This window comes from Streptomyces griseosporeus, assembly GCF_014656055.1.
Lineage (GTDB): Bacteria > Actinomycetota > Actinomycetes > Streptomycetales > Streptomycetaceae > Streptomyces > Streptomyces griseosporeus.
In genome coordinates this window covers 146,115-167,450 of record NZ_BNBR01000009.1, presented here as the reverse complement: position 1 = coordinate 167,450, position 21,336 = coordinate 146,115, and the positions used below count along the sequence as shown (strand labels likewise).

Genomic DNA, 21,336 nt, shown 5'->3' with positions numbered 1-21,336 from the left:
GCCACGCACCCCGCCCGTCGCCGTTTGATCTACCCGTCGGTAGCATCCTGGCCATGGCAGACACGCAGCAGGTTGACGCGAAGGCCGAGCGCACGGTGGCGAAGCTCGCCCGGCGGATCGGCGCCTTCTCCAAGGCGCACGGCGGCGCCGAGGGCCAGGTGGCCCACATCGGCGAGCGCGGCGCGCGGATCGTCCTCGTGGGCGAGGACGGCGGCTGGGGCGACCTGGTGGCCCCGAGCTTCGAGATCGCCGAGAAGGCGGTGGAGAAGTCCGGGATCACCGTCCACGAGGCCTTCGACGGCGAGTTCGCCGCGAAGGTGACCACCGGCGCGTACGAGTGGAAGCGGATGGCCGGCATGCAGATCGGCGGCTGAGCATCACCTCGCCCCCGGTTCACCCGTTAGGACGGGTAAGACCCGCGTCCTACGGGGAGCCGGAATGATCGAAACGCCGTCCCTCGTGGACCAGTACTGCCACGGCGTACTGAGAACGGAGCTGGGCCTCGGCACCTTCGAGGCCCAGCTGGCCCGCACCGAGGGACCGCCCGCCCCCGGCACGACGCTCTTCGACACGCAGACGGGGTTCGCGGTACGCCGCTGGTGCCCCCCGCTGCTCGGCCTGGAGCCGCACTGCCCGCCCGCCCGCTATCTCGCCCGGCGCCGTGAACTGGGCCCCCTGGAGGCGGGCCGCCGGCTGCTGCGCGGCAGCGGCATCACCACGTACCTGGTCGACACCGGACTGCCGGGCGACCTCACCGGCCCCGCCGAAATGGCTTCCGCGGGCCTGGCCGACGCCCGCGAGATCGTACGGCTGGAACTCCTCGCCGAGCAGGTCGCCGACACCTCCGGCACCGTCGAGTCCTTCCTCGCCAACCTCGCCGAGGCGGTCCACGCCGCCGCCGCGCACGCCGTCGCCTTCACCTCCGTGGCGGGCGTACGGCACGGCCTCGCGCTCGCTCCCGAGCCGCCGGGGCCGGGGGAGGTGCGGGGCGCGGCCGGCCGCTGGCTCGCCGCGCGGCGGGTCGGCGGCGAGCTGAGCGACCCGGTGCTGCTGCGGCACCTGCTGTGGAGCGCGGTCGCCTCGGGGCTGCCGCTCCAGCTGCACGCGGGGCTCGGCGAGCCGGGCCTGCGCATCGACCGCACCGACCCGGTGCTGCTCACGGACTTCGTACGGGCCACGGCCGGCCTCGGCACCGACCTGGTCCTGCTGCACGGCTACCCCTACCACCGGCACGCCGCCCACCTGGCCGGGGTCTTCCCGCACGTCTACGCCGACTCGGGCGCCGCGCTCGTGCGCACCGGGGCCCGGGCCGCCACCGTCCTCGCGGAGATCCTGGAGCTGGCCCCCTTCGGCAAGATCCTCTTCTCCACCGGCGCGGGCGGCCTGCCCGAGCTGCACGTGGTCGGCGCCCGTCTGTTCCGCGAGGCCCTCGGCCGCGTGCTGGGCACGTGGGTGGCCGAGGGAGCGTGGTCCCTGGCGGACGCGCAGCGGGTGGCGGGGATGGTGGCGTCGGGGAACGCGCGGCGGGTGTACGGGCTGAGCTGAGACGCCGGTGTACCGGCGTCCTTGCCGGAACTCAGGCCCGGACTGAGTTCCGGACTCAGTCCCGGACTCAGGCCTTCGTGAGGGACGCCTCGGCAGCCGGACCCGGCAGGTCCGCCACGGCCGGCTCCGGCCGCTCCCGCAGCGCCAGCAGCACCCGGAGCACGCCGATCCACACCAGGGCCGATCCGAGCATGTGCAGGCCGACCAGGATCTCCGGCAGATCCGTGAAGTACTGGACGTAGCCCACGACCCCCTGGCCCAGCAGCACCAGGAACAGATCCCGCGTCCGGTGCAGCGGGCCCTTCGGCGCGTCGACCGCCTTCAGGACGAACCACAGCGCGAAGGTCAGCGTCACCACGATCCAGGCCAGCACGGCGTGCAGCTTGGTGACCGTCTCCCAGTCCACGTGCATGCGGTCGACCTCGCTGGAGTCGCCCGCGTGCGGTCCCGCGCCGGTGACCACCGTGCCGACCGCGATCAGCAGACCGGCCGCCGCGACCAGGAACCAGACCAGTTGCACCACCGACTTGCCGACCAGTGGCCGGGGCGCCCCGTCGCCCTCGCGGGTGCGCTGCCACATCACCACGGCGACGCTGATCAGCGCCGTCGACAGCAGGAAGTGCGCCGCGACCGTGTATGGGTTCAGGCCGACGAGGACCACGATGCCGCCGAGCACCGCGTTGCCCATGACTACCCAGAACTGCGCCCAGCCCAGCCGGGTCAGGCTCCGCCGCCACGGCTTCTGCGCCCGCGCGGCGATGATCGCCCAGCCGACCGCCGCGCAGAGTACGTACGTCAGCATGCGGTTGCCGAACTCGATGGCGCCGTGGAAGCCCATCGCGCTGGTCGCGGTGAGCGAGTCGTCGGTGCACTTGGGCCAGGTCGGGCAGCCCAGACCGGAGCCGGTGAGCCGAACGGCACCGCCGGTGACCACGATGATCACCGCCATGACGACGGCGGACAGGGCCGCCCGCTGGACCGTCCGGGGGGCGGGCGTCCAGCGTGCGGCGATGAAGGCGAGCGGGTTGCGCGCGGCGGCGGTGGCGTCGGCGGGGGTCAGCTTGGGCACGCCCACCATCGTAGGCGCCTGCTTGTGCACGCTTTCACGAGGGTCGGGCACGGTCCTACTCCCAGCGGAAGAACTTCCCGGCCGCCGCCAGCCCGACGACGGCCCACGCGGCGAGGATGCCCGCGTCGCCCCAGGGCATGGCCGCGCCGTGCTGCAGGACGTCGCGCAGGCCGTCGGAGAGGGCCGAGACGGGCAGCAGGGCGAGGACGTCCTGGACGCCCGCGGGGAACTTGTCCAGCGGGACGATCACGCCGCCGCCGATGAGCAGCAGCAGGAAGACCAGGTTGGCCGCGGCCAGGGTGGCCTCGGCCTTCAGGGTGCCGGCCATCAGCAGGCCGAGGCCGGAGAAGGCCGCCGTGCCGAGGACGAGGAGGAGCAGGACGGCGAGCGGGTTGCCGTGCGGGGACCAGCCGAGCGCGAACGCGATCACCGTGAGCAGCACCACCTGGAGCACCTCGGTGACCAGCACGGACGCCGTCTTCGCCGTCATCAGCGCCCAGCGCGGCAGCGGGGAGGAGGCGAGGCGCTTCAGGACGCCGTAGCGGCGCTCGAAGCCGGTCGCGATGGCCTGGCCGGTGAAGGCCGTGGACATCACGGCCAGGGCGAGGATGCCGGGGGCGAGGAAGTCGACGGGCTCGCCCGCGCCGGTGTCGACGATGTCGACGGAGCTGAACAGGACCAGCAGCAGCGTCGGGATGATCACCGTGAGGAGCAGCTGCTCGCCGTTGCGCAGCAGCATCCGCGTCTCCAGCGCGGCCTGGGTGCCGATCATGCGGGGGAGCGGGGCCGCCCCCGGCTTCGGGGCGTAGGTGCCGGTGGCGGTCACGAGCGCAGCTCCTTGCCGGTCAGTTCGAGGAACACGTCTTCGAGGGAGTGCCGCTCGACGGAGATCTTCTCCGGCATCACGCCGTGCTGGGCGCACCAGGAGGTGACCGTGGCGAGCAGCTGCGGGTCGACCTTGCCGCTCACCCGGTACGAGCCGGGGGTCAGCTCGGCGGCCGAGCAGTCGGCGGGCAGCGCCTTGAGCAGGGAGCCCACGTCCAGGCCCGGGCGGCCGGTGAACCTGAGGGTGTTCTCGGCGCCGCCGCGGCACAGCTCCTCGGGGGAGCCCTGGGCGATGACCTTGCCGGCGTCGATGATCGCGACGTCGTCGGCGAGCTGCTCGGCCTCGTCCATGTAGTGGGTGGTGAGGATCACGGAGACGCCGTCGGCGCGCAGGTCGCGCACGAGGTCCCAGGTGGCGCGGCGGGCCTGCGGGTCGAGGCCGGCGGTCGGCTCGTCGAGGAAGACCAGTTCCGGGCGGCCCACGACGGCCATGGCCAGGGCGAGCCGCTGCTGCTGGCCGCCGGACAGGCGGCGGTAGGAGGTCCGGCCGCAGGAGCCGAGCCCGAGCCGCTCGATCAGGGCGTCCACGTCGAGGGGGTGGGCGTGCAGCCTGGCCATGTGGCGCAGCATCTCGTCGGCCCGCGCCCCGGAGTACACGCCGCCGGACTGGAGCATCACGCCGATCCGGGGGCGCAGCGCGGCCGACTCCCTGACCGGGTCGAGGCCGAGGACGCGGACCGTGCCGGCGTCCGGCCTGCGGTATCCCTCGCAGGTCTCGACCGTGGTGGTCTTGCCGGCGCCGTTGGGGCCGAGGACGGCGGTCACGCCCGCCCGGGCCACCAGGTCGAGGCCGTCGACCGCGGTCTTGCCGCCGTACCGCTTCACCAAGGCCTGGACCTGGACCACCGGCTCACTTCGCATGGGTCATGAGTCTAGGTAGGCGCGGGGGGCCTCCGGCGGGCGGGTGGCGGAACTGCTCCGCGCCCCTCGAAGCGCCTCCGCGCGCCGGGGCCGCGGGGTGGCCGGTGGGCCCGCGGTCACCGCCGCGACCTGCACTGTTTGATCGATCAGAGATCGTTTCCGCAGGTCACATTAGGTATGCCTAAGTGACGTAGGGCACCGTCCGCCGGTCAGGGCGCCGCTTGTCACGCTCTCGAGAATTACGCAACAATGGCGTTGTGAAAAACGTCGGCGAGGCTCGGGAGACCCCCACGGGGACCCCGCAGGAGGAGCTCGCGACCGGGGAGCGCTCGACGCGCAACCGGGTCGCGCGGTCCATCCTGGACCACGGCCCCTCGACCGTCGCCGAGCTGGCCGGCCGGCTGGGACTCACCCAGGCCGCCGTACGCCGCCACCTCGACGCGCTCGTCGCCGACGACGTCGTGGAGGCCCGCGAGCAGCGGGTGTACGGCACCCGGACCCGCGGCCGCCCCGCCAAGGTCTTCGCCCTCACCGACTGCGGACGCGACGCCTTCGACCAGTCGTACGACAAGCTGGCCGCGGACGCGCTGCGCTGGATCGCCGAGCAGGAGGGCGGCAGCGAGGCCGTCGCCGCCTTCGCCCGCGCCCGCATCGCCGCACAGGCGGCGAGCTACCGCCGCGCGGTGGAGGGCGCCGACCCCGACCAGCGCACCGAAGCCCTGGCCAGGGCGCTGAGCGCGGACGGGTACGCTGCCACTGCGCGGAGCGCCCCGGTGGGCGAGCAGCTGTGCCAGCACCACTGCCCCGTCGCCCATGTCGCCGAACAGTTCCCGCAGCTGTGCGAGGCGGAGACGGAGTTCTTCGCCGAGCTGCTCGGCACGCATGTGCAGCGGCTGGCGACCATCGCGCACGGCGACGGCGTCTGCACGACGTTCATCCCCAAGATTTCTCAGACCACCGACAACGCATCTGCAAGCACGGCCGGGAGGAACCCCGCATGACTCTCCCCACGGAGACTGCCCACCCTGAGCTGGAGGGCCTGGGCAAGTACGAATACGGCTGGGCCGACCGCGACGTGGCCGGTGCGTCGGCGAGGCGCGGTCTGAACGAGGAGGTCGTCCGCGACATCTCGGGCAAGAAGTCCGAGCCGGAGTGGATGACCAAGCTGCGCCTGAAGGGCCTGAAGCTCTTCGAGAAGAAGCCCATGCCGAACTGGGGCTCCGACCTCTCCGGCATCGACTTCGACAACATCAAGTACTTCGTGCGCTCCACGGAGAAGCAGGCGGAGTCCTGGGAGGACCTGCCCGAGGACATCAAGAACACCTACGACAAGCTGGGCATCCCGGAGGCCGAGAAGCAGCGCCTCGTCGCCGGTGTCGCCGCCCAGTACGAGTCGGAGGTCGTCTACCACCAGATCCGCGAGGACCTGGAGGAGCAGGGCGTCATCTTCCTCGACACCGACACCGCGCTGAAGGAGCACCCGGAGCTCTTCAAGGAGTACTTCGGCACCGTCATCCCCGCCGGCGACAACAAGTTCGCCGCGCTGAACACCGCCGTGTGGTCGGGCGGCTCCTTCATCTACGTGCCGAAGGGCGTGCACGTCGAGATCCCGCTCCAGGCCTACTTCCGCATCAACACGGAGAACATGGGCCAGTTCGAGCGGACCCTGATCATCGTCGACGAGGGTGCCTACGTGCACTACGTCGAGGGCTGTACGGCCCCGATCTACAAGTCGGACTCGCTGCACTCCGCGGTCGTCGAGATCATCGTCAAGAAGAACGCCCGCTGCCGCTACACGACCATCCAGAACTGGTCGAACAACGTCTACAACCTGGTCACCAAGCGCGCCGTCGCCTACGAGGGCGCGACCATGGAGTGGATCGACGGCAACATCGGCTCCAAGGTGACGATGAAGTACCCGGCCGTCTACCTGATGGGCGAGCACGCCAAGGGCGAGACGCTGTCCATCGCCTTCGCCGGCGAGGGCCAGCACCAGGACGCCGGCGCCAAGATGGTCCACATGGCGCCCAACACCTCGTCCAACATCGTCTCCAAGTCGGTGGCGCGCGGCGGCGGCCGTACCTCCTACCGCGGCCTGATCGAGATCGGCGAGGGCGCCGCCGGCTCGAAGTCGAACGTGCTCTGCGACGCGCTGCTCGTCGACACCATCTCCCGCTCGGACACCTACCCCTACGTGGACGTCCGCGAGGACGACGTGTCCATGGGCCACGAGGCCACCGTCTCCAAGGTCTCCGAGGACCAGCTCTTCTACCTGATGAGCCGCGGCCTCAGCGAGGACGAGGCCATGGCGATGATCGTGCGCGGCTTCGTCGAGCCGATCGCCAAGGAGCTGCCCATGGAGTACGCCCTGGAGCTCAACCGGCTGATCGAGCTGCAGATGGAAGGCGCGGTCGGCTGACGACCGCCCCCATCGCCCGCACACGTCTTACTCAGGAAAGAGAGCACTACGACAGCCATGGCTGAGGCCCAGAACATCCCCGTGGGGTCGACCACCGCGGGCGCGATCGCGGTCGCCGCGGAGTCGACCGTCGTCTCCCGCATGAGCGCCCCGCCCTCCTACGACGTCGCGGACTTCCCCGTCCCGCACGGCCGCGAGGAGGAGTGGCGGTTCACCCCGCTGGAGCGCCTGCGCGGACTGCACGACGGCACCGCCACCGCCACCGGTGAGGGCGTCAAGGTCGACGTGCAGGCCCCCGAGGGCGTCATCGTCGAGACCGTCGGCCGCGACGACGCGCGGCTCGGCAAGGCCGGCACGCCGGTGGACCGCGTCGCCGCGCAGGCGTACTCCGCGTTCGAGAAGGCCTCGGTCGTGACCGTGCCGAAGGAGACCGTCCTCACCGAGCCGATCCGCATCGCGGTGCACGGCGAGGGCGGCACCCGCTTCGGCCACCAGGTCATCGAGCTGGGCGCGTTCGCCGAGGCCGTCGTGGTCATCGACCACACCGGTGACGCGGTGCTCGCCGCCAACGTCGAGTACCTCCTCGGTGACGGCGCCAAGCTGACCGTCGTCTCCGTCCAGGACTGGGACGACAAGGCCGTGCACGTGGCCCAGCACAACGCCCTCGTCGGCCGCGACGCCTCCTTCAAGTCGGTCGTCGTCACCTTCGGCGGCGACGTCGTCCGCCTGCACCCGCGCGTGCGGTACGCCGGCCCCGGCGGCGAGGCCGAACTGCTCGGCCTGTACTTCACCGACTCCGGCCAGCACCAGGAGCACCGCCTCCTCGTCGACCACAACGTGCCGCACTGCAAGTCCAACGTCGTCTACAAGGGCGCGCTCCAGGGCGAATCGGCGCACGCCGTGTGGATCGGTGACGTGCTCATCGAGGCCGCGGCCGAGGGCACCGACACCTACGAGATGAACCGCAACCTGGTCCTCACCGACGGCGCCCGCGTCGACTCGGTGCCGAACCTGGAGATCGAGACCGGCGAGATCGTCGGCGCCGGTCACGCCTCCGCCACCGGCCGCTTCGACGACGAGCAGCTCTTCTACCTGATGGCCCGCGGTATCCCCGAGCACGAGGCCCGCCGCCTCGTCGTCCGCGGCTTCTTCGCCGAACTGGTCCAGCAGATCGGCGTCGCGGACATCGAGGAGCGCCTGCTCGCCAAGATCGAGGAGGAGCTGGAGGCGTCGGTCGCATGACCTTCGTACGTGCCTGCGGGCTGAGCGAGCTGGAGGAGGACACCCCGAAGCGGGTGGAACTCGACGGCACGCCCCTGTCCATCGTGCAGACCGAGGGCGAGGTGTTCGCGATCCACGACATCTGCTCGCACGCGAACGTCTCGCTGTCCGAGGGCGAGGTCGACGACTGCCACATCGAGTGCTGGCTGCACGGCTCGCGCTTCGACCTCCGCTCCGGAAAGCCCGACAGCCTTCCGGCGACGCGTCCCGTCCCCGTATACCCCGTAAAGATCGAAGGGGACGACGTGCTCGTCTCCCTCACCCAGGAGTCCTGAGGCACCCATGGCTACGCTTGAAATCCGAGACCTGCACGTCACCGTCGAGGCCGACAACGCCACGAAGGAGATCCTCAAGGGCGTCGACCTCACCGTGAAGCAGGGCGAGACGCACGCCATCATGGGCCCCAACGGCTCCGGCAAGTCGACCCTCGCCTACTCGCTCGCGGGTCACCCGAAGTACACGATCACCGGCGGCACCGTCACCCTCGACGGCGAGGACGTCCTGGAGATGTCCGTCGACGAGCGCGCCCGCGCCGGCCTGTTCCTCGCGATGCAGTACCCGGTCGAGGTCCCCGGCGTCTCCGTCTCCAACTTCCTGCGCACCTCCGCCACCGCCATCCGCGGTGAGGCCCCCAAGCTGCGCACCTGGGTGAAGGAGGTCAAGGAGGCCATGGAGCGCCTCAACATGGACCCCTCCTTCGCCGAGCGCAACGTCAACGAGGGCTTCTCCGGCGGTGAGAAGAAGCGCCACGAGATCCTCCAGCTGGAGCTGCTCAAGCCGAAGGTCGCGATTCTCGACGAGACGGACTCCGGTCTCGACGTCGACGCCCTGCGGATCGTCTCCGAGGGCGTGAACCGCGTCCGCGAGACCGGCGAGGTCGGCACCCTGCTGATCACGCACTACACGCGCATCCTGCGCTACATCAAGCCCGACCACGTCCACGTGTTCGCCGGCGGCCGCATCGTCGAGTCCGGCGGTCCGGAGCTCGCGGACAAGCTGGAGAACGAGGGCTACGAGTCGTACGTGAAGGGTGGCGCATCCGCGTGACACAGCTGCCGGGCCTCCTCGACACCGAGGCGCTCCGTAAGGACTTCCCGATCCTGGACCGGGTGCTCCACGACGGCAAGAAGCTGGTGTACCTGGACAACGCGGCGACCTCGCAGACGCCGCGCCAGGTCCTCGACGTACTCGCCGAGTACTACGAGCAGCACAACGCCAACGTCCACCGCGGCGTGCACGTCCTCGCCGAGGAGGCCACGGCGCTCTACGAGGGCGCGCGGGACAAGGTCGCGGACTTCATCAACGCGCCGAGCCGCGACGAGGTGATCTTCACCAAGAACGCCTCCGAGTCGCTCAACCTCGTGGCCAACATGCTCGGCTGGGCCGACGAGCCCTACCGGGTGGACTCCGACACCGAGATCGTCATCACGGAGATGGAGCACCACTCCAACATCGTGCCGTGGCAGCTGCTCGCGCAGCGCACGGGCGCGAAGCTGAAGTGGTTCGGGCTGACCGACGACGGCCGCCTCGACCTCTCCAACATCGACGAGATCATCACGGAGAAGACGAAGATCGTCTCCTTCGTGCTGGTGTCGAACATCCTCGGCACGGTCAACCCGGTCGAGGCGATAGTGCGCCGCGCCCAGGAGGTCGGCGCCCTGGTCTGCGTCGACGCCTCGCAGGCCGCGCCGCACATGCCGCTGGACGTGCAGGCCCTGCAGGCCGACTTCGTGGCCTTCACCGGCCACAAGATGTGCGGCCCGACCGGCATCGGCGTGCTGTGGGGCCGCCAGGAGCTGCTGGAGGACCTGCCCCCGTTCCTCGGCGGCGGCGAGATGATCGAGACCGTCTCGATGCACTCCTCCACCTACGCCCCCGCCCCGCACAAGTTCGAGGCGGGCACCCCGCCGATCGCGCAGGCGGTCGGTCTCGGCGCGGCGATCGACTATCTGAACTCGATCGGCATGGACAAGATCCTCGCCCATGAGCACGCGCTGACCGAGTACGCCGTCCAGCGTCTGCAGCAGGTCCCCGACCTGCGCATCATCGGCCCGACCACGGCCGAGGACCGCGGCGCGGCGATCTCCTTCACGCTCGGCGACATCCACCCGCACGACGTGGGCCAGGTCCTCGACGAGCAGGGCATCGCGGTCCGCGTCGGCCACCACTGCGCGCGTCCCGTCTGCCTCCGGTACGGAATTCCTGCGACCACGCGAGCGTCGTTCTATCTGTACTCCACGCCGGCCGAGATCGACGCACTGGTCGAGGGGCTGGAGCACGTTCGGAACTTCTTCGGCTGAAGGGCGTGAGCTGAGACCGTGAAGCTGGACTCGATGTACCAGGAAGTCATCCTGGACCACTACAAGAACCCGCACGGGCGGGGCTTGCGGGATGGCGACGCCGAGGTGCACCACGTCAACCCGACGTGCGGCGACGAGATCACCCTGCGCGTGAAGTACGACGGCACCACGATCCAGGACGTCTCGTACGAGGGCCAGGGCTGCTCCATCAGCCAGGCCAGCGCGTCCGTGCTGAACGAACTGCTGGTCGGCAGGGACCTCGCCGACGCGCAGAAGATCCAGGAGACCTTCCTGGAGCTGATGCAGTCCAAGGGGAAGATCGAGCCCGACGACGCGATGGAGGAGGTGCTGGAGGACGCGGTCGCGTTCGCCGGCGTCTCCAAGTACCCGGCCCGGGTCAAGTGCGCCCTCCTCAGCTGGATGGCGTGGAAGGACGCGACGGCCCAGGCCCTGGGCGGAGCCGACGCCGAAAGGAAGACGGCATGAGCGAGACCGTTGAGATGAAGCCGGCCTCCGAGGACGAGATCCGCGAGGCCCTGTACGACGTCGTCGACCCCGAGCTCGGCATCGACGTCGTCAACCTCGGCCTGATCTACGGCATCCACATCGACGACGCGAACATCGCGACGATCGACATGACCCTGACGTCCGCGGCCTGCCCGCTCACCGACGTCATCGAGGACCAGGCCAAGTCCGCCACGGACGGCCTCGTCAACGAGCTGCGCATCAACTGGGTCTGGATGCCGCCGTGGGGCCCCGACAAGATCACCGACGACGGCCGCGAGCAGCTGCGGGCGCTCGGCTTCAACGTCTGAGGCGTCCGGTACGACACCCTGAACGGCCCCCGGCATCGCGCCGGGGGCCGTTCGGCGTGCCAGGGGATCTTCGCTGTGTACGGTCGTGCGCATGGGATACCTGCTGCTGTTCGGAGCCATCGCCGCCGAGGTGGCCGGGACGACCGCGATGAAGTACAGCGACGGCTTCAGCAGGCTCTGGCCCTCGCTGCTGACCCTCCTCGGCTATCTGGTGTCCTTCTGGCTGCTGGCCCGGACACTGAAGACCGTCTCCGTGGCCACCGCCTACGCCATCTGGTCCGGCGTCGGCACGGCGGCGATCGCCACCATCGGGATCCTCTTCCTGGGCGAGGGCATGACCGTGACCAAGGCCGCCGGGATCGCGCTGATCATCGTCGGCGTGGTCGTGCTCAGTCTGGGCGGCGCCCACTGACCGCGGCCAGCGCCGCGTCCACGCTTCCCGCGATGTCCGTCACCGGGTACTGCGCGTGCCGCACGACCCGGTCCCGGTCCACCACCAGCGTCAGCCGCTTCAGGCGGGTCGTGGCCGCCGCGCGGAACGTCGGCAGGCGCAGCGCGGTGATCAGGGCCAGGCCCGCGTCGGACAGCAGCCGCTGGCCCAGCTGCTCCTTCTCGGCGAACGCCCGCTGCTCGTCCGGGCGTTGGGTGGACACGCCGTACACCGTGGCGCCGGCGGCGGTGAAGTCGGCGAGGCGGTCGCGGTAGGTGCAGGACTCCAGGGTGCAGCCCGGGGCGCCCGGAATCCGCGACCAGCCCGGGGGATAGGCGTCGGCGCGCGCGAAGGCGCCGGGGAAGCAGTACAGGACCGTGAACGGGGTGTCCGCGGCGACCGGGTCGCGGGGCTCACCGGTGTCGTCGGGCAGGGTCAGCTCCGGGACCCGGGTGCCGACGAGGTCGTGCACCCGGCGGGCCTCCGTGGACGCCTCGTCCGCCGTCGCCGACGCGGTGCCGTCGCCCAGCACCCAGCTGTCCCCCCAGTCCTGCAGCGCGACCAGCACCGGCAGCAGGGCGCGGCCGCGCGGGGTGAGCCGGTATTCGTGCCGCACCGGGCGGTCCTGGTACGGGACGCGGGCGAGGACGCCGGCCTCGACGAGCAGCCGCAGCCGCTCGGTGAGCACCTTGCGGGACATGCCCAGCTCGCGCTGCAGGTCGTCGAAGCGGTGCACGCCGCGTGCGGTGTCCCGCACGATCAGCAGGGTCCACCAGTCGCCGACCACGTCCAGCGCCTGGGCGATGGCGCAGGTGGAGTCCTCCAGGCTGGTTCTGCGGGCCATGACCCTCCACCTCTTCTTCCCCGGTCGTCGTTGACCCGAGGCTGCCATGCTGACATAGTCAGTTCCCAAAAGAAACTCACTCGGGGGTGGGCGGGTGCGAGGCCTGAGGGACGTTCCGCGTGCGGTGTGGCTGCTGGCCGGCGGCACGTTCGTGAACATGACGGTGAGCGTGACCTTCGCCTTCCTCTTCCTGTATCTGACCGGCCCGCGCGGCCTGGACTCCGGGCAGGCGGGCCTGGTGGCCGGGGCCGGGGGAGCGGGCCTGCTCGCAGGCAACCTCACCGGCGGCTTCTTCGGCGACCGGTTCGGACACCGCCGCGCCCTGCTCACGTCCGCGGTCACCGGTGGCCTGCTGCTGGCCGCCGTACCCCTGCTGCCGACGCCCGCGCTGTTCGCCGCGCTGCCGCTCGCCCAGTACGCGTCCGGAGTGCAGCGCGCCGCGAACGCCGCGCTGGTGGCGGTGATCGTGCCGGAGGGGCAGCGGCGGCAGGCGTTCGCGGTGGTGCGGGCGGCGGCCAACGGCGGGTTCACCGCCGGCCCGCTGCTCGGCGCACTGGTCGCGACCCGGCTGTCGTACGACTGGCTGTACGTGGCGGACGGGCTGGGCAGTGTGGGGCTGGCGTGGTGGACGGCGCGGGTGATCCCGGCACGGGTGGGGGGTGTGCGGCTGCCGTCGTCGGGGGCGGGTGCGGTACGGCCCGGGTCGTCGCGGGAGGGTGGCGTACGGCACGACCCCGTGCGCCCCGTGCGGCCGGTCGCGGCGCCGGGGCTGTGGGCGGCGCTGCGGGCGCGGCCCGCCGTGCCGGTGCTGCTCGGCGCGATCGTCGTCGCGGACATCGTCTACCGCCAGCTCTACACGACCTTCCCCGTCTACCTCGCCGACCACGGCCAGGACACCGGCGTCTACGGCGCCCTGCTCGCCGTCAACGGCGGGGTCCTGCTCTGCCTGGAGCTGCCCGCCGCGCTCGCCCTGCGCCGGCGCGCTCCGCTGCCGGTCGTCGCGACGGGCCTGCTGCTGGTCGCGGCGGGGTACGGCGTGCTGCTCGCCGGGCCGGGAGCCGGGGTGGCGGTGGCGATGATGACGCTGCTGACCCTGGGGGAGCTGCTGTACAAGACCCCCGCCACCGCCTATGTCGCCGACCGGGCCCCCGCCCACCTGCAGGGCCGCTTCCAGTCGCTGTACGCCGGCGCGTCCATCACCGGCGTGGTCCTGGCAGCCCCGCTCGGGGGCGCGCTCTACCAGGCGGCGCCGGGACTGCTGTGGCCGCTCACCACGGCCGCCGCGGGGGTGGCGGGATGCGCGGTGCTGGTGGGGGCACGCCTGGAGAGCGGCCGGACCGCGTGGCACCCGGCGGCCGGAGCGGCGGCGGAACCGCTCGCGACGCCCGTGCTGCGCGCGGCGACGCGCCGGAACCCTCCGGCGTGACCTGCGCGGAGGCCTCGGTCCCGCCCGCCTCCTGAGACACCGCGCCGCTGGTTGGCCTCGGCGGCCCTCGGCCGGTTAGGTTGCCCTCATGACCGACTCGACTGCTTCTCGTACCACCGGCGCCGTCGCCGCCGGCCTTGCCACCATCGCCTCCGACGGCACCGTTCTCGACACCTGGTTCCCGGCCCCCGAGCTGGTCGAGCAGCCGGGCCCGGCCGGCACCGAGCGGCTCAGCGCCGAGCGGGCCGCCGAACTGCTGGGCGGCGGCGCCACCGCGGCGATCGGCCCGGACGCCCGCCGGGGCGTCGAGGTGGTCGCGGTCCGCACGGTCATCGCCTCCCTCGACGAGAAGCCGATCGACGCGCACGACGTCTACCTGCGCCTGCACCTGCTCTCCCACCGCCTGGTCAAGCCGCACGGCCAGAGCCTGGACGGCATCTTCGGCCACCTGGCCAACGTCGCCTGGACCTCGCTCGGCCCGGTCGCCGTGGACGACGTCGAGAAGGTGCGCCTCAACGCCCGCGCCGAGGGCCTGCACCTCCAGGTGACCTCGATCGACAAGTTCCCGCGCATGACGGACTACGTCGCCCCCAAGGGCGTGCGCATCGCCGACGCCGACCGGGTCCGCCTCGGCGCGCACCTGGCCGAGGGCACCACGGTCATGCACGAGGGCTTCGTCAACTTCAACGCCGGCACGCTCGGCACGTCGATGGTCGAGGGCCGGATCTCCGCGGGTGTCGTGGTCGGCGACGGCTCGGACATCGGCGGCGGCGCGTCCACGATGGGCACGCTGTCCGGCGGCGGCAACGTGATCATCTCCATCGGCGAGCGCTGCCTGATCGGCGCCGAGGCCGGCGTCGGCATCGCGCTGGGCGACGAGTGCGTGGTGGAGGCGGGCCTGTACGTCACCGCGGGCACCCGCGTCACCATGCCCGACGGCCAGATCGTCAAGGCCCGCGAGCTGAACGGCGCCTCCAACATCCTCTTCCGCCGCAACTCGGTCACGGGCGCGGTGGAGGCCCGGCCGAACAACGCGGTGTGGGGCGGCCTGAACGACATCCTGCACAGCCACAACTGATCCCGGGCGGCCGTGACCTGCGGCCGCCGGACCGGCCAACACCCTGACCCGCTGCCGAGCTGTCGGTGGCTGTCGACGTTGGTCATCGCTGAGCGCCCTTCCACGGCCGAGGACGGCCCGGGAGGGCGCTCGTGCGTGAGCACCCGCGGCGCGGTCTACCGGCCTCCGGTCAGTACCAGACCTGGTAGTTGTTTCCGCTCTGGCACGGCAGCGCGTACATGTCCCCGCTCCCGTTTCCGTCCAGGCACAGACCGGTCATCCGGTTCACCAGATTGAAGCCGTTCCCGACCCAGCGCTCCTCCCACTGCTCGTAGTAGTTGACGGGACCGGAGCAGTTCTCCAGGTACACCGGGCCGAGACCGTTCGAGCCCGGCCAGTAGGAGGTCAGGCAGACGTTCGTGTTGTGGACCTTCTGCGCCCAGTACTTTCCGCTCCCGTTGTTCTCCAGGCCGCTCTGAGTGTCGTCCCAGCTGCCGCCCTGACTGGAGGTGGTGGTGCACCAGTAGTCGTTGTGGACGGAGTACCTGTTGTCGCTGCTGCGGGTCCAGAGAAGGCAGTGGTCGGTAGCGCGGGACCGCCAGGTGAAATCGGTGCTGGCGGACGCCGAACCGGCGGTGGCGGTGAGGAGGACAGGTACGGCGGCGGCGATGACGGCGGCCTTGCCGACCCCCTGCTTGATCTTGAGCATGACGAATTCCCCCTGCAGTCTGTGGAGTTGACCGGCCCATCAGAGGCCGACGACTGCTGACGCTACATTCGCGCTCCTGGCGCGGCTTTGCGTTGCGTGCAGGATCTCTGCACGATGCACGCCATGGGGGGCATGGCTTGGTGGGGCGCACCTGAACGCCCTTCCCGGTTGCCACGGGAGGGCGTTCACTCAGCCGGCCAGCCCCGTCGCGAACTGCTCCAGCGCCGTGAAGTCCTCCGTGCGCAGGCCCACGCGGGGGTTCACGTGGTGCAGGAGGGCGGGGGCGGGGTGGCGGTCGGTGACGTATGCGTCGTCCAGGGGGCTCTGCTCGTCGTCGACCCAGGCGAAGGGGCGCCCGGCGGCGTACTCGACGAGGGCTTCCGTCTTCCAGTGGACGCCGTCCGGGCGCTCGCGCAGCAGTCGGGCGCCGAAGTCGACGTACGGGAGAGCGGGGAGGCCGAGGACGGGGGCGATCCAGCGGTTGGCGTCGGCCTTCCATGTCGTGGCCCAGCACAGGTCGTAGGGGAGGGCCTGGAGGGCCGGACCGTGGGACGGGTTCAGCCAGACGCGCAGCGGGCGGGGGCGGGAGGCCACGGGGACGCGGATCGTCGTGTAGCCCTCGGGGCGGCGTTCCGGCTTCGCCGCCCACGGGTTGAGGGGGCCGTCGACATCGAGGAACAGCAGCGGGCGGGTCATGCCGTCAGAGTGTCGTATGCCTTTCGCAGGGCCGTCACCGTGTTTTCGTCCGCCGGGCGCAGGGGTGGGCGGACCGGGCCCGCCGGGTGGCCGAGGTGGGTCAGGAGGGCCTTGGCCGTCACCGTTCCCGGGAGGCCCGCGGACATCATCGCCTCGATGAGAGGGATGGCCCGGCGCTGGAAGCGGGCAGCCGTCGCCGTGTCGCCCGCGTCGAACGCGTCGAGGATCGCGCGGAGCCGGGCCGGCGCCACGTTCGCCACCGTGCTGACGTAGCCCGCCGCGCCCACCGCGTACAGGGCGAGGATGTGCTCGTCGCAGCCCGCGTAGTACGCCAACTCCGTGCGGGAGAGCACCTTCTGCGTGCCCAGGAAGTCGTAGGAGCAGTCCTTCACCGCGACGATCCGGGGGTGCCCGGCGAGGCGGATCATCGTGTCCGGCTCGATGCGGGTGCCGGTGCGGCCGGGGATGTCGTAGAGCATCACCGGCAGGCCCGACGCGTCGGCCACCTCACGGAAGTGCGCCTCCAGGGCGTCCTGCGGCGGCCTGCTGTAGTACGGCGTGACGACCAGCACCCCGTCCGCGCCCGCCTTCTCCGCCTCCAGCGTCAGCTCGACCGTGTGCCGGGTGTCGGCCGTGCCCACCCCCGCGACCAGCGCCGCCCGGTCGCCGACCGCCTCGCGCACCGCCCGCACCAGCGCCGCCTTCTCGGCGTCCGACGTGGTCGGTGACTCGCCCGTCGTGCCGGACAGCACCAGGCCGTCGCAGCCCTCCCGTACCAACCGGTCGGCGAGGCGCTGGGCGCCGTCCAGGTCGAGCGCGCCCTCCTCGGTGAAGGGCGTGATCATGGCGCACAGCGCGCGGCCGAAGGGAGGGGTGGCAGAAGGTGCGTAGGTCATGAGAGCAGTGTGGGTCTCCTCCGTCTCGTAGCTCCACTTAAATTTTCTGCGACATACCTGTAAGGGATGCTGCGAGATTGCAGGTGGTCTGCCGAGGCCCTATGTCCTCGATGCCCCCTCATGGGTCACCATGGGCGGGACGGGTCATGGACCACCGGTCATGGGAGGCGTCATGAAGCTCGGCAAGGCACTCGCCACCGGCGTCGCGGAGGAGCAGCCCCAGACGGTCGACCGGGGGAGCGATCTCTCCGTCGGCCTCCCGGTCGACGTCGACGAGATCCAGGAGCCCTCGGCCCCCGCGCCCGAAGAGGTGCCGGCCGCCCGATGAGGCTGCGGCTTCCGGAGGAACGCCCGACGGAGCCGCCGACCGGCTACAAGATCGCCCACGCGGTGCTGTCGCAGGACGGCACCCGTGCCGCCTTCACCGGCGTGTCGCTCGGCGGCGCGCTCCCGTACGGCGTTCTGGCCGACGCGTCCTGCGCGTACGGCCTGCGCCACCGGCCGCCGCACCGCCGCTGCGACTGCGGCTTCCACTGCGTGCACGACCGTACGGCCGCCGAGGCGCTGCTCTGCACCGCCGAGCACCGCTCTGCCCTCCTGCTGGAGGTCACCGTGCTGGGCGCCTACATCCGCTTCGAGCGTGGCTTCCGCTACGCCCGGCAGCGGGTGCGCACGGCCACCGTCGGCCCCTGCACCTGCGGGACGCCGGCCGCCGGCCTGGCCGACGCGGGCTGGGGACGTCCCGGCTGGCGCGCCCTCGCCCCGGTCTGCCCGGGCTGCGCGCACGGCCGTACGACCGTCTCGCTCGCCGCGTTCGCCCGGCTGGCGGGGGAGGGGCTGCGGGTCGTGGGGGGTGAGGGTGCCCCGGATGTCCGGCCACCCGTCGGCGCCGACCCCGCCCGGCCGGGCCTTCCTGAGCTGACCGTTCCCGAGCTGGTCGCCGAGGCGGCTCTCCTCCAGGCCCGGCTCGACTGGTTCCAGTCCCAGCTGGCCCGGCTCGGCGAGCCCGGCGGGGACGGACCGGCCCGCGGGTAGCGGCGGCGGGGCAGGGTACCCGGCGTTCCGGACCGAGAGGAGGCGGAACACCGTGACCGGGACCATCGACGTCAGGCCCGCCCGGACGGGGCCGGCCACGCGGCAGCACGTGTCGCCCGCCCGCACCGGGCCGGCGACCCAGCACTACGTCACACCCGCCGGGACCGGGTCGCGGGCCCGGCAGGAATCCGTCGGCGCACTCGTCGGCCGGGCCAGCGAACAGCTCTCCAGGCTCGTACGGCAGGAAGTGGCCCTCGCCAAGGAGGAGCTGGCCGAGAAGGGCCGGCGGGCCGGCCGCGGCGGCGGGCTGCTCGGCGCCGCGGGCGCGTTCGGCTACGCCGGGCTGCTCTTCCTGGCCGGCACGGCCACCGCCGCGCTCTCCCTGGTGCTGTCCGTGTGGGCCTCGGCGCTCATCGTCACGGCGGTGCTCTTCGTGATTGCCGCCCTGCTGGGCATGGCCGGCCGCGCGCAGCTGCGCCGCGCCACGCCGCCCGCCCCGTCGCAGGCGATCGACAGCGTCAGGGCCGATGTGGAGGAGATCAGGGAAAGGGTGCACCGATGACGGATGCGACGGGCGACCAGCCCGGAAAGAGCGGCCCCCGGGGGGCCAAGGGGCCCGACGAGCTGCGCCGGCAGATCGCCGAGACCCGCAGGGAACTCGGCTCCACGGTCGAGGAGTTGGCCGCCAAGGCGGATGTGCGGGGCCGCGCCAAGGCCCGCGCCGCCGACCTGCGCGACAAGGCCGGTGCGCTGACCGTGCAACTGCGCAGCACCGCCGCCCAGGCCGGCCACACCGTGCAGGGCCGGGCCACCAAGGCCGGGCACACCGTGCAGGAACGCGCCGCCAAGGCCGGGCACACCGTGCAGCACCGCGCCTCCCGCGCGGGTCACGAGCTGCAGGACAGGGCCTCCCGCGCCGGCCATGAGCTGCAGGACCGGGCCTCGCGGGCCCGGCACACCACGCGCGACAAGGCCCTGGAGACGGGCCACGCTGTCGAGCACCAGGCCCCGTGGCCGGTGCGGACGGCCGTGCGCACCGGCCGGCGCCACCCGGGGCTGCTGCTGTTCTGCGCCGCCGGAGTGGTCGCGTACGGCTCGTGGCGGATCCTGCGCCACCCGAAGTAACCGAAGCAGGGCCACCCGCGGCAGACCGTGGGCCGGCGGCCCGGTCCGGAGCATCCGGGCCGGGCCGCCGGGCGTCACACAGGCTCGGCTACGGGTGGAACCGCAGCACCTGCGGGTCGTGGTCGCTGATCTGGTCGTGGAACTCCGCGTTCAGGTGCACGCTGTCGTACTCGAAGTCACAGCCGCGCCGGATCGCCGGGCTGATCAGGATCTGGTCGAGCACCTGGGCGTTGCCCTGGTAGACGTACGAGTAACGCTCGCTCTCCGGCAGCGACTTGACGGCCGACCACAGCGCCCCGTCCCGCTCCAGGATCTGCGCGGTGCCGGAGAACTCGAAGTCGTTGATGTCGCCGAGCGCGATGACGTCCGCGTTCTTCTGGACGTCGAGGATGTCCTTGACGAACGCGTTCACCAGGGCCGCCTGCTGGTGGCGCTGCACCTCCGAGCTGCGCACCGGCGGCTGGTACTGCGCCGTCAGGCCCTGGTCGCCGCCCTTGGAGTTGAAGTGGTTGGCGATCACGAAGACCGTACGGCCGCGGAAGACGAACTCGCCGACCAGCGGCTTGCGGCTGGACTTCCACGCCTCGTTCGCCGGGTCGATACGGCCCGGGGACACCGTCAGCCGCGCCTTGCCGTACGCCCGGGTCACGCCGACGGCGGTCGTGGCGTCGCCGCCGGGGCGGTCGGTGAAGGACACCCGCTGCGGGTTGAACAGGAACACCTGGCGGATGTTGCCGCCGGGCTCGCCGCCGTCGGTGTCGTTCGCCGGGTCGACGGAACGCCAGTCGTAGCGCGGGCCGCCCGCCGCGACGATCGCGTCGATCAGCTTGGTCACCGTCACGTCGGCGGCCGTCGTGCCGTCGTCCGTGGCGCCGTTGTTGTCCTGGATCTCCTCCAGGGACACGATGTCCGGGGACTGGAGGTTGTGCACGATCGCGGCGGCGTGCGCGGCGAAGGTGCCGTCGGACGGGTCGAGGTTCTCGACGTTGTACGTGGCGACCGCCAGCTCGCCGTTCCTCTGCTTCTCGGTCGTCTCGCGCTCCAGCCCCGCGCTCTCCAGCGCGCCGATGCTGTTCGCGACGAGGGTGTAGCCGCCGAACTGGTTGTAGTCCAGCGGGCCGGCGGTGGTGCCGGCCAGGGTGTCGCCGACGTTGGCGACGGGGAAGTCGGCGGTCCTGCCCAGCGACTGGATCTGCAGACGGCCGGTGTTCTGCGCGTCGTAGGAGCCGTAGACCGTGCCGCCGCGCTCGGCGCGGTGCTCGTCCGGCTTCACCGTCACCCACAGCTCGGTGTACGGGTCGGAGGCGCCGACCACGCGCACGTCGGCGACCTGGACGTTCATGCCCTCCAGGGACTCCCAGTAGTCCAGCGCGTACGCCGTCGGCCGCAGCGTCAGGCCGTTGACCGAGTTGTTCACGGCGCTGTCCCCGGCCGGCGCGTACGCGTCCGGCACGGAGTCCGCGTCGACGACCACCGGGGCGGGCACGGCGTTGCCGCTGGAGACGACCGTGATCACCGGCTTGGTGATCTCGGTGACCGACTGGTTCCCGGAGGAGGTGCCGCCCGGGACGTACTCCGAGACCGTGCCGGACACCTTCACCGCGTCGCCGACGGCCACGCCCTTCGGGGTGGAGCTGGTGAAGACGAACACGCCCTCACTGGTCGCCGCGTTGTCGTCCGGGTCCGGGTCCTGGATCCAGAAGCCCTTGGAGGAGCCGTAGGTGCGGATGCCGGTGACGATTCCGGCCACGTCCGCGACCTTCTGGCCGGCGTACGGCGATATCCGGGTCGTGCCCTGGATGTCGTGGACGCGCACCGAGGCGGCGTGCGCGGGGGAGGTGAGGACGACGGTGGACGCCGCGGAACAGACGGCGGCGACGGTGAGCGCGGCGAGACGCGCGGACGACTTGCTCGGCAAGGGATCCCTCCGGGGACGTGACGGG

25 protein-coding genes are annotated in these 21,336 nt (G+C 71.7%); 17 read left to right on the top strand and 8 right to left on the bottom strand.

What is annotated here, in order from left to right:
* The first annotated feature begins 53 nt into the window (after positions 1–53).
* Together IE308_RS34180 and IE308_RS34175 are read left to right on the top strand one after the other, a co-directional pair.
* On the top strand, positions 54–374 hold the full coding sequence (locus IE308_RS34180; RefSeq protein WP_162655469.1) for a hypothetical protein: 321 nt from the start codon (positions 54–56) through the stop codon (positions 372–374).
* A 64-nt stretch (positions 375–438) separates the two neighbouring features.
* On the top strand, positions 439–1,545 hold the full coding sequence (locus tag IE308_RS34175) for an amidohydrolase family protein (protein WP_110627354.1): 1,107 nt from the start codon (positions 439–441) through the stop codon (positions 1,543–1,545).
* A gap of 67 nt (positions 1,546–1,612) precedes the next feature.
* On the opposite strand, the gene IE308_RS34170 is transcribed toward IE308_RS34175, so the two are convergent.
* The 3 genes from IE308_RS34170 to IE308_RS34160 are packed head-to-tail and all read right to left on the bottom strand — an operon-like array spanning position 1,613 to position 4,360.
* Positions 1,613–2,623 (bottom strand): COX15/CtaA family protein, encoded by a 1,011-nt coding sequence (locus tag IE308_RS34170; protein WP_190220987.1) that lies wholly within the window; start codon positions 2,621–2,623, stop codon positions 1,613–1,615.
* A gap of 46 nt (positions 2,624–2,669) precedes the next feature.
* Positions 2,670–3,386 (bottom strand): ABC transporter permease, encoded by a 717-nt coding sequence (locus IE308_RS34165; protein ID WP_229909363.1) that lies wholly within the window; start codon positions 3,384–3,386, stop codon positions 2,670–2,672.
* Positions 3,387–3,436: 50 nt separating this feature from the next.
* Positions 3,437–4,360, bottom strand: a complete 924-nt coding sequence (locus tag IE308_RS34160) for an ABC transporter ATP-binding protein (protein WP_110627351.1) — start codon at positions 4,358–4,360, stop codon at positions 3,437–3,439.
* Between the two features lie 257 nt (positions 4,361–4,617).
* Between IE308_RS34160 and IE308_RS34155 the strand changes: the two genes are divergently transcribed.
* From IE308_RS34155 to IE308_RS34115, 9 genes are all read left to right on the top strand, one after another.
* Complete coding sequence (locus IE308_RS34155) at positions 4,618–5,361, top strand: helix-turn-helix transcriptional regulator (protein WP_110627350.1); 744 nt, start codon at positions 4,618–4,620, stop codon at positions 5,359–5,361.
* Positions 5,358–6,779, top strand: a complete 1,422-nt coding sequence (sufB, locus tag IE308_RS34150; RefSeq protein WP_110627349.1) for a Fe-S cluster assembly protein SufB — start codon at positions 5,358–5,360, stop codon at positions 6,777–6,779. Before IE308_RS34155 ends, sufB begins: the two co-directional genes overlap by 4 nt.
* 57 nt (positions 6,780–6,836) lie before the next feature.
* Positions 6,837–8,021 carry a Fe-S cluster assembly protein SufD gene (sufD, locus tag IE308_RS34145; RefSeq protein ID WP_110627348.1) on the top strand — a complete coding sequence of 395 codons (1,185 nt, stop codon included), beginning with the start codon at positions 6,837–6,839 and terminating at the stop codon, positions 8,019–8,021.
* Positions 8,018–8,335, top strand: a complete 318-nt coding sequence (locus IE308_RS34140; protein ID WP_110627347.1) for a non-heme iron oxygenase ferredoxin subunit — start codon at positions 8,018–8,020, stop codon at positions 8,333–8,335. Before sufD ends, IE308_RS34140 begins: the two co-directional genes overlap by 4 nt.
* A gap of 7 nt (positions 8,336–8,342) precedes the next feature.
* Complete coding sequence (sufC, locus tag IE308_RS34135) at positions 8,343–9,107, top strand: Fe-S cluster assembly ATPase SufC (RefSeq protein WP_110627346.1); 765 nt, start codon at positions 8,343–8,345, stop codon at positions 9,105–9,107.
* Entirely contained in the window at positions 9,104–10,360 is a 1,257-nt protein-coding gene (locus IE308_RS34130; RefSeq protein ID WP_110627345.1) for a cysteine desulfurase, read from the top strand. Before sufC ends, IE308_RS34130 begins: the two co-directional genes overlap by 4 nt.
* Positions 10,361–10,378: 18 nt before the next feature.
* Positions 10,379–10,846 (top strand): Fe-S cluster assembly sulfur transfer protein SufU, encoded by a 468-nt coding sequence (sufU, locus tag IE308_RS34125; protein WP_110627344.1) that lies wholly within the window; start codon positions 10,379–10,381, stop codon positions 10,844–10,846.
* The gene (locus tag IE308_RS34120) at positions 10,843–11,175 is read left to right on the top strand and encodes a metal-sulfur cluster assembly factor (RefSeq protein ID WP_110627343.1); all 333 of its coding nucleotides are present in this window, start codon (positions 10,843–10,845) and stop codon (positions 11,173–11,175) included. The genes sufU and IE308_RS34120 overlap by 4 nt, the downstream gene beginning before the upstream one ends.
* A 91-nt stretch (positions 11,176–11,266) precedes the next feature.
* Positions 11,267–11,587 carry a DMT family transporter gene (locus IE308_RS34115; protein ID WP_110627342.1) on the top strand — a complete coding sequence of 107 codons (321 nt, stop codon included), beginning with the start codon at positions 11,267–11,269 and terminating at the stop codon, positions 11,585–11,587.
* Here IE308_RS34115 and IE308_RS34110 read toward each other — a convergent pair.
* On the bottom strand, positions 11,565–12,449 hold the full coding sequence (locus tag IE308_RS34110; RefSeq protein ID WP_110627341.1) for a winged helix-turn-helix transcriptional regulator: 885 nt from the start codon (positions 12,447–12,449) through the stop codon (positions 11,565–11,567). The two genes, IE308_RS34115 and IE308_RS34110, sit on opposite strands and share 23 nt — an antisense overlap.
* A gap of 94 nt (positions 12,450–12,543) precedes the next feature.
* Here IE308_RS34110 and IE308_RS34105 point away from each other — a divergent pair, with 94 nt between their 5' ends.
* Together IE308_RS34105 and dapD are read left to right on the top strand one after the other, a co-directional pair.
* Entirely contained in the window at positions 12,544–13,875 is a 1,332-nt protein-coding gene (locus IE308_RS34105; RefSeq protein ID WP_190220858.1) for an MFS transporter, read from the top strand.
* A gap of 88 nt (positions 13,876–13,963) precedes the next feature.
* Complete coding sequence (gene dapD, locus IE308_RS34100; protein WP_110627339.1) at positions 13,964–14,953, top strand: 2,3,4,5-tetrahydropyridine-2,6-dicarboxylate N-succinyltransferase; 990 nt, start codon at positions 13,964–13,966, stop codon at positions 14,951–14,953.
* Between the two features lie 169 nt (positions 14,954–15,122).
* On the opposite strand, the gene IE308_RS34095 is transcribed toward dapD, so the two are convergent.
* The 3 genes from IE308_RS34095 to dapA form a co-directional block, all read right to left on the bottom strand.
* Positions 15,123–15,641: a ricin-type beta-trefoil lectin domain protein gene (locus tag IE308_RS34095; RefSeq protein WP_190220857.1), complete on the bottom strand. Its 519-nt coding sequence runs from the start codon at positions 15,639–15,641 to the stop codon at positions 15,123–15,125.
* 189 nt (positions 15,642–15,830) lie between these two features.
* The gene (locus IE308_RS34090; protein WP_190220856.1) at positions 15,831–16,337 is read right to left on the bottom strand and encodes an HAD domain-containing protein; all 507 of its coding nucleotides are present in this window, start codon (positions 16,335–16,337) and stop codon (positions 15,831–15,833) included.
* Positions 16,334–17,233: a 4-hydroxy-tetrahydrodipicolinate synthase gene (dapA, locus tag IE308_RS34085; RefSeq protein ID WP_190220855.1), complete on the bottom strand. Its 900-nt coding sequence runs from the start codon at positions 17,231–17,233 to the stop codon at positions 16,334–16,336. The genes IE308_RS34090 and dapA overlap by 4 nt, the downstream gene beginning before the upstream one ends.
* Before the next feature lie 160 nt (positions 17,234–17,393).
* Here dapA and IE308_RS34080 point away from each other — a divergent pair, with 160 nt between their 5' ends.
* Genes IE308_RS34080 through IE308_RS34065 form a run of 4 tightly spaced genes read left to right on the top strand, consistent with a single transcriptional unit; the run spans position 17,394 to position 19,393 of the window.
* Complete coding sequence (locus IE308_RS34080; protein WP_162655395.1) at positions 17,394–17,561, top strand: hypothetical protein; 168 nt, start codon at positions 17,394–17,396, stop codon at positions 17,559–17,561.
* Positions 17,558–18,268, top strand: a complete 711-nt coding sequence (locus IE308_RS34075) for a hypothetical protein (RefSeq protein WP_190220854.1) — start codon at positions 17,558–17,560, stop codon at positions 18,266–18,268. Before IE308_RS34080 ends, IE308_RS34075 begins: the two co-directional genes overlap by 4 nt.
* 52 nt (positions 18,269–18,320) lie before the next feature.
* The gene (locus IE308_RS34070) at positions 18,321–18,830 is read left to right on the top strand and encodes a phage holin family protein (protein ID WP_229909338.1); all 510 of its coding nucleotides are present in this window, start codon (positions 18,321–18,323) and stop codon (positions 18,828–18,830) included.
* Positions 18,827–19,393 carry a DUF3618 domain-containing protein gene (locus IE308_RS34065; RefSeq protein WP_190220853.1) on the top strand — a complete coding sequence of 189 codons (567 nt, stop codon included), beginning with the start codon at positions 18,827–18,829 and terminating at the stop codon, positions 19,391–19,393. The genes IE308_RS34070 and IE308_RS34065 overlap by 4 nt, the downstream gene beginning before the upstream one ends.
* Before the next feature lie 88 nt (positions 19,394–19,481).
* Here the strand turns inward: IE308_RS34065 and IE308_RS34060 are convergent, their stop codons facing one another.
* Complete coding sequence (locus IE308_RS34060) at positions 19,482–21,311, bottom strand: DUF8508 domain-containing protein (protein WP_190220852.1); 1,830 nt, start codon at positions 21,309–21,311, stop codon at positions 19,482–19,484.
* Positions 21,312–21,336: the final 25 nt, after the last annotated feature.